The sequence below is a fragment of the Bacillus sp. V5-8f genome (assembly GCF_002863565.1).
GTDB lineage: Bacteria > Bacillota > Bacilli > Bacillales > DSM-1321 > Peribacillus.
Window position 1 is genome coordinate 173,152 of record NZ_PGUW01000011.1, and the last position, 15,042, is coordinate 188,193.

Below are 15,042 nucleotides of genomic sequence, written 5' to 3' on the forward strand. Positions count from 1 at the left end.
GTCCCCCGTTGCGCTAACGCTTTACCGCTCCGGGGGACTGACCCCTTAACTTGTTACCTTTGTTCAAACAACCTGGCTATTTCAATGATTACGTTAGTGGCTTTTTCCATATTGTCTACTGAAATATATTCAAATTTGCCGTGGAAGTTTTCACCGCCCGTGAAGATATTCGGGGTAGGCAGTCCCATGTAGGAGAGCTGGGACCCGTCCGTGCCGCCGCGGATCGGTTTTATGATCGGGTTGATGCCCAGGTTTTCCATAGCCTGATGGGCAATGTCGACAATTTCCTTTACCGGTTCAATTTTTTCTTTCATATTATAGTATTGATCATTCATTTCAAGATGGATGCTGTCTTTTCCGTATTTGTCCCCAAGCTCATTCACAATGTGCTCAAGAGCAGCTTTTCGATCGTTAAAAGCATCCCTGTCAAAGTCACGGATGATGTAATGAAGTTTTGTTTGTTCCACATCGCCATTTATGCCAAGAAGATGATAAAAACCTTCATAGCCTTCCGTAAATTCAGGAGCTTGTTGTTCAGGCAGCCGTCCGTTCAATTCCATGGCAATTTTAGCCGAATTTACCATCTTGCCTTTTGCTGTGCCGGGATGGACGTTCGTTCCTTTGACCGTAATTTTTGCCGCAGCCGCGTTAAAGTTTTCAAACTCAAGCTCACCAAGGGGCCCACCGTCCACTGTATAAGCGAATTTGGCATCGAAGGCGGCCACGTCGAATTTATGCGGGCCTCTTCCAATTTCTTCATCAGGGGTAAAAGCAACCCTGATTCTTCCATGCTTGATTTCCGGGTGTTTAATTAAATAAGCCATGGCAGTCATAATTTCGGCGATGCCGGCTTTGTTATCTGCCCCGAGGAGAGTCGTGCCATCTGTTGTTATTAAGGTGTGCCCTTTGTAATTAGAAAGCTCCGGAAATTCTTTCGGTGAAAGAACGACTTGCAAAGCTTCATTTAATACGATTTCATTGCCGTCATAGCTTTCTACAATTTGCGGGTTGACGTTCGCTCCGGTAAAATCAGTGGCTGTATCGACATGGGCCAGAAATCCAATCGTCGGAACATTCTTATCTGTATTGGAGGGGAGAGTGGCCATCACGTATCCATTTTCATCAATAGTAACTTCCGTCATTCCAATTGCCTTTAATTCATCAACCAGCATTCGTGCAAGAGTTAACTGCCCAGGCGTCGAAGGACAACTTGAGCTTTCTTCGTTTGATTGGGTGTCTACTTTTACATAAGAAGTAAAGCGTTCAATTATTTCTCTTTTCAATTTCTTCATCTCCTAGAATGTAAAATTGTTCCGTTCACGTAATTGGCAAAGCAATTTTTATTTTTGTACCAGAATCTACTTCACTTTTGATGGAAATTTTACCCCGATGTGCTTCAATGATCCTATAACTAACGGTTAACCCTAGTCCTGTACCTTTTTCTTTGGATGAATAAAAAGGCTCCCCCAGATGTTTTACCCGATTTTTCTCAATACCGCATCCATTATCTTTTACTGTGACCGTCACCCATTCCTCTTCTACCTGGAAGTCTATTTGTATCTTCTTAGAGGATGCCTCGAGGGAATTCTTTATAATATTAATGAAGACCTGCTTTAATTGATTCGCTTCACAGGATATCAAAGGGAGTTCATGTCTCACATCGAATACCATCTGTGCACCGTAAAGGTTCGCTTGTGGCTCTAATAAGGCCTTTACATCTGACATTAAATGAACAAGGTTATGCTCTTGGAATTTCATTTGCTGTGGTTTCGCAAGCACCAACAATTCACTTACGATTTGGTTGATCCGGTCCAACTCATTTAACATAATGGAATAATAATGCTGATGCTGGCTTTCCCGATCGTTGAGCAATTGGACAAATCCTTTTAACGAAGTCAGGGGATTTCTTACCTCATGAGCCACACTTGCCGCCAGTTCCCCAACGATGGAAAGCTTTTCGGTCTTCCTCAGCCGTTCTTCTGTTTCCCGAATATGGGTAACATCCTTTGCATAACTGATAATTCCTGCGATCTCATCATCGATAAGAATGGGGACGAAAGTGCAAGAAAATATCGCAATCTTGTCCTGGATACAAAAATGTACATCGCCTGTGTTTATTCCGGTTCTATGTTTTTTAACGTATGCAAAGGAGTCCATAAGTTTGTTCTTTTCTTTTTCTGAAGGGAAGATAAAGTCATTTATGGATGCACCTATTAATTGATTGTGGGACAAGCCAACAATAGATTCAAACTGGGGGTTCACATTAGTGAGGATTCCATTTAAATCCATCATATATACAGGATCGGGATTGTAATCAAATAATGATTTGTACTGCTGCCTGTTTTCCGATAATTTTTTCTCGGCCATGATCCGCTCGGTAATATCTCTCCCCATAACCACCAGGCCTTTTCTAGAACCATCATGATGGAAGAGGGGTACTTTAATTGTATCAAACGTTTTAAAACCGCCATTAGGCAATGGAATTATCTCTTCACACCTGGTGACTTTCTGCGCTTTCCACGCTTCTTCATCGGAAACTTCACAATACTTTAGCACTTCGTTATAAAAGTTTGAATATTCCGCCAGCTCCGAATCCCTTTTCCCTTTATAATCAACGCCCTTCAATTCGAAAAGATTTAATCCGAATTCATTGGCCTCAATCCATTTCCCGTCCCCATCTTTGAAATTCACAAAATCAACCATGGAGTTAATCAGCGTATGTAGGCGCCGTTCTTCTTCCTTTAATGCTAGGTATTTTTCATTTTTAGATAAAAAGAAATAGAGCAGCAAGCCAGTAATAAGGATAAAAAATAGCCCCTTTATCTTTTCGACTATTATTAATAGTTCCTGATCATTAATGTAACGATATAGAATGAAATCTGTAACAAACACCCATAAGGCACCAAAAAGTAGATATAAAAGCAAACCCTTATGTTTGGACATCATAATGTTTCTCCCTTACGATCATTTCTCTCTGTAATAATGAAATAAGTAAAACTCCTAAATTTATATTATATCAAAGCTGCAACTATAAAATATATAGAAAGTGCATTTAACTGTTGCAGAAGGGATGAAAAAACCCCGTTGATTTTTTCTCCCCCAAAAAATGTAGTTGGAATCCTCTAACCATTCCTTCGATTTATTTTAGAACACTCGTTCTTACCTAACAATCCTTACCAATATATTTAATAGAAAATGACATAAGGCCTATGTATGCAAGGGATTATATGGGGATTTTTGGTAGAATCATACCTATTTTAAATATTCGCAATATTATAAAATAGGCACTGAATCTACTAATTAAAGGAGGAATTCTATGAAAAAGCCTTTTATTTCGCTAGCGCTCGCTTCATCACTAACATTCAGCGCCGTCGGGACCCATGCCGTTTTCGCTCAGCCCGCCGAAGTAAGCCAGAAACAGACTGTCCATCCACAGGATAGGAAAGTCATTAATAATATTAATGTGAATAATATCTATAATACAATCGAATATCTATCAAAAACGCCGCGGGTGGCAGGTACAGAATCGGAATATAACGCAGTGCAATATATTAAGAAGCAATTTGAATCATATGGATATGAAACCGAAATCCAGCCATTCACGTTTGAAGCATATACACCTCCAAATACGGTCAAATTGACGGTTGACGGTTATGAGGGGGAGCTCAATCCAACCTCATTCACATATACGGTAAACGGCAATGTTTGGGGTGAACTGGTGGATGCCGGGTTAGGCACACAAGATGCACTTCAAAATAAGAATCTAACAGGAAAAATCGCTCTTATTCAACGTGGCCAAATCACTTTTGCTGAAAAAATATTAAACGCAAAAGCAAAAGGGGCGATAGGTGTTATTATTTATAACAATTCAGAGGGCGTGATTAACGGTACTCTTGGCGAGAATAACGAATATGTACCGGCCGTGGCGGTAACGAATGCTGAAGGGGAGGCCCTTGCTGCCAAATTAGGTAGTACTGCTACAATTACAATTGACGGAGCCAGTGTCGACAATAAAACCTCCCATAATGTAATTGCAACGAAACAACCTACAAACAAAAAGAAGGCAAATAGCAATATTATCGTGCTAGGCTCACACCATGATTCCGTAGCGGCGGCGCCTGGTGCAAATGATGATGCATCGGGGACAGCCATGACATTGGAGCTTGCCCGGGTGTTTAAAGAGCTCCCTACCGATACGGAAATCCGCTTCATCACGTTTGGTGCCGAAGAAGTGGGCCTTCTTGGTTCGGAACATTATGTTAATAACCTTTCAGAGGATGAAATTGATCGTACCATCGCCAATTTTAACCTTGATATGGTCGGCAGCAAGGATGCAGGAGACCTGGTGTTGATGACGCATGATGGACAGCCTAACCTTGTAACGGAGCTGGCACAAGCGTCCAGTACCCGTTTGAATGGAACACCGACACCTTATGAAGAGGGCGGGCGAAGCGATCATGTTCCATTCGGGGAAGCTGGAATTCCGGCTGCATTATTTATCCATGATCCTGCTGAGCCATGGTATCACACTCCAGAGGATACCATTGATAAAATAAGCAAAGAAAAACTCCAGGATGTCGCTGAAATCGTAGGTACAGCCATGTATGAAAGTGCCCGTTTTGACAATCAAGGGCCAAAAGAGAAAAAACAAAAACAACCAAAGGCACCACACTTATACTATGAAGAAGAAATAGAATAAAAGAAGGGGTCAGTCCCCCACCACTTTAAAGCAGTGGGGGACTGACCCCAATTTTGGTATAATAAAAAGAAAACCTGTTTAGGAGAACGGAATGATCAGTAGAATCAAGGCATGGGCAAGACGTCTAAAGAAACAATTATTCACCCTTTATTTTTCATATAAAGATCCCAGGGTTCCCTGGTATACAAAATTATTTACTGTTTGTGTAGTGGCTTATGCATTCAGTCCTGTTGACTTGATACCGGATTTTATTCCAATCCTGGGTTATCTGGACGATATCATTATCGTGCCACTGGGAATCACGATTGCATTACGTTTAATACCGGAGAATGTTATTAGTGACTGTTCAGAAAAAGCTTCGGAACTAATGAAAAAGGGAAAGCCTAAGAATTGGATTGTAGGGTCTTTGATTATTCTAATTTGGTGTCTGATTATAGTTTGGGCATTACTAGAGCTACGCCGCTTTTTTTAGATATGTTTCTACGAGCCAGATATAGTCCGCCGTTCGGATGGAGTACCTGGCCAGACATATAGCTGGAATCATCTGATGCTAAAAAGACATATCTTGTTGCCACCTCAAATGGCTGGCCTGCCGTGCAAATTGCTGGCACATAGCTTCCTCCCGCAGGTCTCCCGGAACCAACAAACATTCTCTGCCCAGCTGTTCAATCCTGCTTTTTGTTTCATTTGCATCCTCGTGCTCATTAAGATAATTAATGACAACATGAGCGCCTTCTTTCGCAAAAGCGTAGGCAACCGCCCGCCCTATGCCGCTATCCCCGCCTGTAATAATCGCTACTTTATCCTTTAATTTGCCGCTTCCTGTAACATTCGGATTTTCGGAAAAGGGCTTGGGAACCATAACGTGTTCTAGTCCAGGGTGCCTGTTCTGAGGCTGGGCAGGAAAAGCAATCTGAACCTCCTTGCATTTTGTCTCCTTACCTAGATACTTATAGACTGGGTACGTCCAGTTTCACCTCTCTAGATGAATTATAACAATCAGACAGAATTGTTCATTCAATTAATTACCTAAACGTTATGAAAGATATATTCTTTGACGCATTGATACATTCCTCATTAGCTTGTTCTTTATAGTCAATTGTAAGTGCCGCAAACTGTCGTACAAATTCTTAGGAGAACAAAAATAAGGACCTGAATCTCAGATCCTTGCAGAACTGCCTTATTTAACTTTGTAACGTTTTATTTAAAATGCTCAGCAAAATTTGAATATCAATAGGCTTTGTTACGTAATCTGTAAAACCCTTGTCGATTGTTTTCTTAATATCATCTGGCATGGCATTTGCACTTAAAGCAATGATGGGTACACCTGCGATGTTTTTACTTTTCTTCAGAGAATCAAAAACTTCTTCGCCATTCATATCTGGAAGGTTTAGATCTAGTAAGATAATATCTACATGTTGTTCGTTTGCTAATCTTAAACCTTCAATACCAGAACGGCCCACTATTAATGAAAAAGCAGGGTCTGATGCTAACACGCGGTCCAGTAGGTGAATGTTTGATTCATTATCCTCAATATATAAAACTCGTTTACGTGCAGTGCTACTTGGTTGAGAATGTGTATGTTCCAACATGAGCTTTTCGTGATGTACTCCAAGTGGTATTTCGATGCCTAATTCAAACCAGAAATCACTACCTTTTCCGACAACGCTTGATACACCGACTTCACCACCCATTAACTTTATGAATTGCTTCACCAGGGAAAGCCCAATTCCAGCTCCTTGTTCTGCCGTTCCGTCAATTCTATGAAACGGTAAAAATATATTGTTATATTCATCTTGAGGAATACCAATGCCATTGTCCGTTATATGAACAATAAGCTTGTTGGATAATGTTTGAATTGTTATTGCCACTTCACCATTGACCCGGTTGTATTTGATAGCATTTGTGAGAAGGTTCAATAATACCTGCTTCAAACGAAGCGGATCTGCGTATACAAAGATCTTGTTTTCATCATCAACCTGTTTATTTATTGTAATATTTTTACTCATCGCCTGTGGTTGAATACTTTTTATGCTTTCAGTAAGAACACTATTGAAATTTATAACTTCTGATTTTAGCTTTAATTTTCCTGAATCAATTCTGGATAAATCAAGAACCTCATCAATGAGATGTAATAGGTGTTTACCTCCATTTATTATTTCTTGTATAAAATCCAATTGTTCATCGGTTAAGGATTCATCCATTTCCAGTAATTGTGCAAATCCAAGTACACCATTCAGCGGAGTACGCAGTTCGTGACTCATTTTAGCCAGGAAATCAGACTTTGCCGTGTTTGCTCTTTCTGCTTCTTCCTTAGCTCTGGTAAGGGCCTTTTCCATTTTCTTTCGTTCTGTTATATCGGTGAATTCAAATATATTGCCGCTAAATTTGTCCTGCATATTAAATGGTATATAGCTGGATTCGAAAGTGTACCCGTTCTTGGTCTCCATTTCTTTTGTAATTTTTACTCTTTCTTCAACCGTAAGGCTATCCAGTTCAATTTTGGTAGTGTTTGTTTTTTCTTTCCACAAGTCATAAAATTGTCTGGCATGTTTACCGATATAAAAGTCTATTTCTTCCTCCAGTTCAAGCATTTTATGGATCTTTTTGTTAACTAAGGTTACCCTTCCCTCATGGTCAGTGGCAACGACACCACTTTCCAAATTATCAAGAAGTGTCTTTTGAAAAGCATAAGATTCTCTCAATTCCATTTCTTGTTCCTTCTCAATGGTGATTTCGAAGAATGATACTAGAGCTTTCGTTTCCCCAGATAAATTTAAAGGATTTGAATTTAATCTGAACCATCTCAGTTTCCCGTTCCGCTGTATGGAGGCTATTACGCCCAGTACCGTTTTTCCGGTTTTGATGGTTACGAACCCGGGCCAGTTTGCATAATCCAATGTAGAGCCATCTTCATTAAAGAACTCTATCCCATATTGGGCAGCAGAGGCTTCATCGTAAAAACCTGTTGTAAGCCCGGTTAATTTTTCTACATTATCGTTTAACGTAGTGATTTTCCCACTCTTATCTACGATCAAGATTGCTTCTGTCATATTTGTTACTACTGAACGGTACATTAATTCCCTATGCCTAATCTCCTCCTGTTGAACTTTTTGGTCCGATATATTGATGGATGTTGCAATAACCTCCACTACTTCTCCATTTTCTATTAAAGGTCTAAGGGTGGTTAAATAATAAACCCCATAGATAAAGGTTTCATATTGCAGGAATTCACCTTTCCATGCTTTCTCGAAAAACTCTGTTTTAGCTTTAGCGATATCTTCTGGATAAAAGTCGTAAATTTCTCGTCCGATGACATCATTGGGCGTCAGTCCCAACCTATAAAGTAATTCACCTTCACACATGGTATGTATGAAAGAATTACCGAGTTTTTTTACTTTAAAAATCATTCCTGTATTGCTTAGGTCTAATTGCGAAATGTAATGGGAATAAGGCATCTTTATCTCCTCACAATATATCTAAAAAGTAAAATGTACTTAACAGAAGCGAATGACAACTCTAACTCTTTCATTATAAACAAATACATAAATGAGTTTATTTGGTATTATTTTGAAATTGGTATAGATGTTATTGGAATTTCCCGTAAGCAAAATACTTTCAAACCATACAAATTTAATCAAAATAAATATCTTCTATGTATTATCGGCTCACGTCATTCCATTATGAAAAACGGGTCGTGAAATTACCTTGCGTTTCATAAAGATTAATACACCGATATCATATTACGGAGGACACTATGGAACATAATCGATTCTTAAAGGCTAGGCCCTATCTCACCACCCGAAAGTTAAGTCCGGAGAATCAAGAATCCCCAGTACATTTTATCAATGCAACAACATATCCCCATGACTATTTCTATAGGCGAAATCATTTTCCATACCCGGAACTTATATCGACATCTTTAACAATCGCAGGGCTTGTAGAAAAACCAACGAGCATCTCGCTTGAACAAATTCGCAGTTTACCGTCTAATCGGCTAAAGGTAGTCCTAGAATGTGCAGGAGATAAAAGAAATCTGTTTGAACCAAAAGTATATGGGGAGCAATGGGAAAAAGGTGCCATTAGCCAGGGGTACTGGAGAGGTGTACCATTAGGAGTTTTGCTTGAATACACTGGTCTCATAACAGGGGCAAAGGAAGTCGTGTTTGAAGCACACGATTATGGAAAACGGAAGGGTCTAGATCAAATTATTCCTTTCGCCAGAAGCCTGCCTCTGGAAAAAGCCTTGCATACTGATACACTGGTTGCTTATGAATATAACGATAAACCGATTCCTTTTAAGCATGGTTTTCCTTTCAGGCTAATTGTCCCCCAGTGGTATGCAATGGCGTCTGTGAAATGGGTCAAATCAATTACGGTAATTGATAAGCAATTTACAGGCCCGTTCCAGGCAATTGATTATGTCTACTATCCTAAGAAGGAAGAGGATACTGGCAAATTCCCTGTAACATCGTTAAATGTAAATTCGACAATTCAACAGCCATTAAATATGGAGATTTTAAACACCGGTAAGCATCTTATAAGGGGCATTGCCCTCACAGGACAAGGCAGGATCAGAAAGGTTGAAATCAGCTTTAATCGGGGAAAGACATGGACCCCAGCTATAGTGGAATCTGGTGAACAATATGCTTGGGTACGCTGGAAATACCTGTGGGAAGTACAGGAAAAAGGTGAATATACCATCTCATCTAGGGCCACGGATACATCCGGACGAACACAGCCGGTCACCTCGTATTGGAACAGAAAAGGCTACGGATATAATGCAGTGGATATGATAAAAATGAAGGTAGAGTGAATATTTTAAATATTTTCAAAAAATATCCCCCTCACTCCTTATTCAGGTTATAATAAAAGCATTATCAGTAAAGGTGGAAGCTTACGTTGACAAGGATTCACTATGGGTGGGTTATCCTTGGGATAACCTTTTTTTCAATTATTGTCGCCGGAATTATCCGTTCTTCTTCAGGTGTATTTCTTGTACCGTTTGAAGAGGAATTCGGTTGGGACCGGGCGTTTATTTCCTTATCATTCGCTATAAGTCTAGTGATCTACGGTTTTTCCGGTCCCTTTATAGCTGCAATGTTTGAAAACGTAGGAGTTAAAAAAATGATGCTGCTTGCCATGTCGGTGCTGATGCTCGGTATCGGATTTACCTTTTTTATGGAATATTCCTGGCAATTGATCCTGATTTGGGGCATTATTTTCGGTTTGGGTTCCAGCGTATTTTTAACCGTCCTTAGCACTTATGTGGCTAATCGCTGGTTCGAAAAAAGAAGGGGCTTGGTAATAGGCATTCTCACGGCAAGTACGGCTACCGGCCAGTTGATATTTCTGCCTGTTCTTGCGTCGATCATTGAGAAATCTTCCTGGCGATGGGCAATGGGGCTAATCCTTGCTCTAAGCATTGTTATGATACCATTGATATTGGTATTTATGAAAAACCATCCAAAAGAGATAGGGCTTACGCGTTATGGCCAGATGTCGGCTGAAACGGAAGCAGCAGCTTTCCAAAAGAAGAACCCTATCCATAACGCGTTTACAGTCCTGAAAGAGGCTGTAAAGGTAAAGCAGTTTTGGCTCCTTGCAGGTAGTTTTTTTATTTGCGGGTTGTCGACGAGCGGCTTGATTGGCACGCATTTTATCCCTTTTTGTATCAGCTTCGGGATTCCTGAAGTGACCGCAGCCGGGTTAATTGCTTTTATGGGGATTTTTGATTTAATTGGGACAACGTTGTCAGGGTGGTTGTCGGACAGATACGACAATCGCTGGCTATTGTTTGGGTACTATGGGTTTCGGGGACTTTCCCTGCTATTGCTTCCATTTGCCCTGGCTGAAAACTCAACTTTCTTTTTAATCGTATTTGCCATTTTTTTCGGTTTGGACTGGATTGCAACAGTACCCCCGACAATCAATCTCGCCACTCAGGCGTTTGGAATAGAAAAAAGCGGCATTGTCTATGGATGGATTTTTGCAGCCCACCAGGCCGGGGCAGGAGTGGCAGCGTTTGGTGGCGGGCTCATTTATACGATTTGGAATTCATACCAGCTGGCTTTTATATTAGCAGGCGTTTTTTGCTTGCTCGGTGGCGCGTTTGTTTTAGGGATTAAAAAAAATCCAGGAATTGCAGGTGAACTGCCAAAAGAACAAGCGCTATAATTAAACAAAAAGCTGTGCAGGATATAGAATCCACACAGCTTTCTTTCTAAATGAATATACGGAAAGTAGTGTAAAAGGTCCTTTTTATTTTCCGTAAAATTCACTATATTTTAACTATACATATCTTGCTAAAGTACTAGAAGGGCTATAAACCTAATGGCTTATAAAATAGTCAAATTTGTAAAAGAAAGGAATATAGTATGGACGGGAATTTTTTTGCTGACTATAAGAAGTTTATTGTACTGCCTGAAGAAGAAGTTAGTAAAGAAGAATATAATCCAAAGGATTATGCCTCATATTATATTCTTACAATATCACTTTATGATTCCCTGATCTCAAGCTGGAGAGAGGCTACAAAACACGAAATAGACATAGAAAAAAGTATTGAAACCGTATTGGAAGAGTTCAATCAAAGACAAAAAAAAGCATACCATCTCCAATTGCTGGAACTTGGCGATACGAAGCCTTATTTTATTTTGGCCCTGTCCTGTAAATCAAAATTTGAGGATGGGGAGACGGATGCACGTATTTTCTATTTTATAGACAAGATGATTTCGAATTCCTTTTATGTCGGCCAAAGCTGGTACAAGCTGATCGGAGAAAAAGGCAGAGTGGAACGGAAACTGTTTTGTTATTCGTTTAGAGAATATCCTAAATAAACGGGAAATGAGAATAAAAATGCTGTGTCCAATATGAACACAGCATAGACTCTATTATTTCGCATAAAAATTTTCTGTATAATAAGGGCGGGAGTTGGAATCGAAGGCGACCCCGACTCCCAACAGTTCAAAGTCTTTTTGCAGGATATTTTTTCTATGCCCCATGGAGTTCATCAAGCCTTCGTGGGCAAAGACCGAACTAAATTGGCCGGTTGCAAGGTTTTCACCGGCAGTCATAAACCTTACCCCATCGTCCTCCATGCGGTCAAATGGAGATTCTCCTTCAAGATTGGTATGGCTAAAATACTGGTTTTTTGCCATATCGGCACTGTGCTTGCGCGCTGTTTCTCTTACATGGGAATCCCAATTGAGAATGCTAAGATTATGGTTAACTCTTGTAGCGTTTGTTAAGTCGAATAATTGATATTCAAACCCTTCCATGAGGGCTGGGCTGCCCGGTGAATAAAAGTCCCTCTTGTTATTCTCGAGATCCTCGCTAATCATTTGAATGGAGGTTACTGTGTTCTTTTGGTGCTTATCATAAAAAATGGTGGTATAAGTACCATCGATTCGAAATACATCATAATCCCTGTCTTCTTCAAATTGATAGTAGGCCATACCCTTGCGGATTTTCGCCAAAGGTTCGCCTAGCTGTGAAAGAACTGTTTCTTTAGGCGTGCCTCTTTTGATTCCTTTCGTGGATGCGATGAGGTCCTGGTTTGTATACAACCCTGCTACTTTATTATTCTTATCATAAGCAACCATGAAGAAGTGCTGGTAGTTTTTGTGATAAGTACTCCACCTGACTCCGTACTCATTAACGGATGAACGTTTAGGGGCACCGGTTTTCTTTTCTACCTCAGCCTTTGTGTCACCAAGCCCTATATTGTACACTGTGAACACATCTTCTGTCGGTGTGGCAAGGTTTGGCCTTTCAAGTCTTTGCGACTCAACTTCCTGTTCCTCCTTAGGAAGTTGTTCAATCGCACTATCTATTTGTCCCACAAGCTGAACGAAACCATCTCGCAATGTATGAACTGCGTCCTCGAATTCCTGGCTTTGGGTAACGGATGTAATCTTAGATTCTATATTTTCTATAGATTGTTGAAGGTCCGTGTTATTGGCTGGTTTTCCAAATTCAGACCAGGAAACATAAATGACAAACGATAATAATAGTAAAAGAAATAACCGCCTCAGGCTCATCTCCTCCGTTTCTACTCATATTCTACCCAAAATTGGGGGAATATAAAAAGTATATGTCTTCTCTAAGCTGCTGTATGTTCCCGCTTTTACCTTCCATTTTTGTAAAAAAAATTTGTGAATCGATAGAAAAAGATATTCCCACCTGACTGCTCTAGCCCAGCCATCAGAGGAGATGGGAGAGATGGCAGCGAGAATGCTGTTTCAAATCCTGGAAAATGATTAGATGGTAGAAGGCCGGTTTATAACGGATGGTATTGTTGAAAGAATGCGGGTATAAAGGAAAGTGACAACATTTTTTATGTGCGCATTTACGTAATTTGCGAAATTAGTAGTGTTTATGCCGTTTCCAATTCTTATGCTTCCATTGGTTAATCAAACAAGTGCGGTTCGCCTCTTATATAATGGCTCTTGCTCCGATGAACATTGCCTATATTTCATCCAGAAATGAATCATCAGAGGGGTTATGAAGGGGTCGATTTAAAAAGCAAGGATAGGAAAAGATTGTTTATAAAATGTACAAGAGAAATTATCTGAAACAATTGCCTTTCCAGTGGCACCTGGAATAAATTGTACTATACCATACGATCGGAGTGAGAGGGATGACCAGAACCTGGTGGAAAGAATGCGTCATTTATCAAATTTACCCTAGAAGTTTCAAAGATTCTAACGGTGATGGAATTGGCGACTTGAATGGAATAAGAGAAAAGCTCCCTTATCTCAAGGAATTAGGGATCGATGTCATTTGGCTGTCCCCTGTATACAAATCCCCGAATGATGACAATGGCTATGATATTTCTGATTATAGGGATATCATGGACGAATTCGGGACGATGGAAGATTTCGACAACATGCTTATTGAAGCCCATAACGACGGGATCAAAATCATGATGGATCTGGTTGTCAACCACTCGAGTGATGAGCATGCTTGGTTCCAGGAATCCCGAAAGTCCAAGGATAATCCGTACCGAGACTACTATATCTGGAAAAAAGGCGTCAATGGGGAACCTCCAACCAATTGGGGGGCTGCATTTGGCGGTAGTGTTTGGGAATATGATGAACAAACAGGTGAATATTACTTGCATTTATTCAGTAAAAAGCAACCCGACCTAAATTGGGAGAATCCAAAACTTCGCGCAGAAGTATACGACATGATGCGTTTCTGGCTTGATAAAGGGATTGACGGGTTCCGAATGGATGTCGTGAACTTCCTTTCAAAAGATACCAACTACCCACAGGGAGAGATCCGGGAAGGAATGAAGTATGGGGATGGCGGCCAGTATTTTATAAACGGGCCACGGATCCATGAATTTTTACAAGAAATGCATAAAGAAGCCCTGAGCAAATATGACACCATTACTGTCGGAGAAATGCCTGGTGTAAACATCGAACAAGGCAGGCTATACACTGGGGAAAACAGAAACGAATTAAATATGGTGTTCCACTTTGAACATGTTGGTCTAGGTGATGGAAAATTTGGCAAGTGGGATCCAAACCCCTGGAAGCTCACAGATTTAAAGAGAATCTTCACAAAATGGCAAAAAGGATTGGAACATGATGGATGGAACAGTCTGTATTGGAGCAACCATGACCAGCCAAGGGCAATTTCGCGCTGGGGAAATGACTCGGAGGAATACAGGGTAGTTTCTGGAAAAATGATTGCAACCTGTCTGCATATGATGCAGGGCTCTCCTTATATTTACCAAGGGGAAGAAATCGGAATGACAAATGTGAAATTTCCAAGTATTGACGACTACCGCGACATTGAAACGTTAAATGCGTACCGTGATTTAACTGGCGGATCATTGACTCACGAAGAAATCTTCAAGGGAATACATGAACGAGGCCGTGATAATGCCCGGACCCCGGTACAATGGGACGCAAGCAGCAATGCCGGATTTACCACAGGTACTCCTTGGATCAACGTTAACCCGAATTTTAATGATATCAATGCTGCAGCTGTGCTACATGATGAAAATTCCATATTCCATTATTACAAAAATCTAATTCAGCTTAGAAAGCAAAATGAAATCATTGTCTATGGAACCTACGATTTATTACTGGAAGATGATGAACAGATTTATGCTTACACAAGGACACTCGGAGATGAAAAACTATTGGTCATCTGTAACTTCAGCTCAGATTCTCCAGTATTTACGTTACCTGACGGCGTTGAATTCTCTACAAAAGAATTGCTCATATCAAACTATAACGAGACCAGTGTCAATGATCCCATTGAACACATTACATTAAAACCTTACGAAGCAAGGGTTTATCGTTTAATAAAATAAAACGGGGTCAGTCCCC

Annotated in this window: 11 protein-coding genes and 1 pseudogene; 6 read left to right on the forward strand and 6 right to left on the reverse strand. The window is 40.3% G+C overall.

All coding sequences use genetic code 11. The features are described from left to right. Positions 1 to 53: 53 nt before the first annotated feature. Entirely contained in the window at positions 54 to 1,283 is a 1,230-nt protein-coding gene (gene pepT, locus CUU64_RS14080) for a peptidase T (RefSeq protein ID WP_101634243.1), read from the reverse strand. Between the two features lie 34 nt (positions 1,284 to 1,317). After that, a complete protein-coding gene (locus CUU64_RS14085) occupies positions 1,318 to 2,946 on the reverse strand; it encodes an ATP-binding protein (protein WP_257985529.1) in 1,629 nt (542 codons plus the stop codon). 370 nt (positions 2,947 to 3,316) lie between these two features. On the opposite strand from CUU64_RS14085, the gene CUU64_RS14090 reads away from it, so the two are divergent. Together CUU64_RS14090 and CUU64_RS14095 are read left to right on the forward strand one after the other, a co-directional pair. Next, positions 3,317 to 4,699 carry a M20/M25/M40 family metallo-hydrolase gene (locus CUU64_RS14090; RefSeq protein WP_101634245.1) on the forward strand — a complete coding sequence of 461 codons (1,383 nt, stop codon included), beginning with the start codon at positions 3,317 to 3,319 and terminating at the stop codon, positions 4,697 to 4,699. 91 nt (positions 4,700 to 4,790) lie between these two features. Then, complete coding sequence (locus tag CUU64_RS14095) at positions 4,791 to 5,171, forward strand: YkvA family protein (protein ID WP_101634246.1); 381 nt, start codon at positions 4,791 to 4,793, stop codon at positions 5,169 to 5,171. Here CUU64_RS14095 and CUU64_RS21720 read toward each other — a convergent pair. From CUU64_RS21720 to CUU64_RS14105, 3 genes and pseudogenes are all read right to left on the reverse strand, one after another. Further along, positions 5,131 to 5,349: an SDR family oxidoreductase gene (locus CUU64_RS21720; RefSeq protein WP_142383633.1), complete on the reverse strand. Its 219-nt coding sequence runs from the start codon at positions 5,347 to 5,349 to the stop codon at positions 5,131 to 5,133. The two genes, CUU64_RS14095 and CUU64_RS21720, sit on opposite strands and share 41 nt — an antisense overlap. After that, a pseudogene (locus CUU64_RS14100) lies at positions 5,289 to 5,612 on the reverse strand (SDR family NAD(P)-dependent oxidoreductase); the annotation flags it as partial. The gene CUU64_RS21720 and the pseudogene CUU64_RS14100, both read right to left, overlap by 61 nt. Before the next feature lie 271 nt (positions 5,613 to 5,883). Then, entirely contained in the window at positions 5,884 to 8,157 is a 2,274-nt protein-coding gene (locus CUU64_RS14105) for a hybrid sensor histidine kinase/response regulator (RefSeq protein WP_101634247.1), read from the reverse strand. A gap of 299 nt (positions 8,158 to 8,456) precedes the next feature. On the opposite strand from CUU64_RS14105, the gene CUU64_RS14110 reads away from it, so the two are divergent. From CUU64_RS14110 to CUU64_RS14120, 3 genes are all read left to right on the forward strand, one after another. Then, entirely contained in the window at positions 8,457 to 9,515 is a 1,059-nt protein-coding gene (locus tag CUU64_RS14110) for a sulfite oxidase (RefSeq protein WP_101634248.1), read from the forward strand. Positions 9,516 to 9,601: 86 nt separating this feature from the next. Next, positions 9,602 to 10,876, forward strand: coding sequence for an MFS transporter (locus CUU64_RS14115; RefSeq protein ID WP_101634249.1), 1,275 nt, complete (start codon positions 9,602 to 9,604; stop codon positions 10,874 to 10,876). A 200-nt stretch (positions 10,877 to 11,076) separates the two neighbouring features. Continuing rightward, positions 11,077 to 11,535 (forward strand): hypothetical protein, encoded by a 459-nt coding sequence (locus CUU64_RS14120; protein ID WP_101634250.1) that lies wholly within the window; start codon positions 11,077 to 11,079, stop codon positions 11,533 to 11,535. Between the two features lie 54 nt (positions 11,536 to 11,589). On the opposite strand, the gene CUU64_RS14125 is transcribed toward CUU64_RS14120, so the two are convergent. Beyond that, positions 11,590 to 12,738 (reverse strand): CAP domain-containing protein, encoded by a 1,149-nt coding sequence (locus tag CUU64_RS14125; RefSeq protein WP_101634251.1) that lies wholly within the window; start codon positions 12,736 to 12,738, stop codon positions 11,590 to 11,592. Positions 12,739 to 13,337: 599 nt separating this feature from the next. Here CUU64_RS14125 and CUU64_RS14130 point away from each other — a divergent pair. Further along, the gene (locus tag CUU64_RS14130; protein WP_101634252.1) at positions 13,338 to 15,026 is read left to right on the forward strand and encodes a glycoside hydrolase family 13 protein; all 1,689 of its coding nucleotides are present in this window, start codon (positions 13,338 to 13,340) and stop codon (positions 15,024 to 15,026) included. Positions 15,027 to 15,042 lie beyond the last annotated feature (16 nt).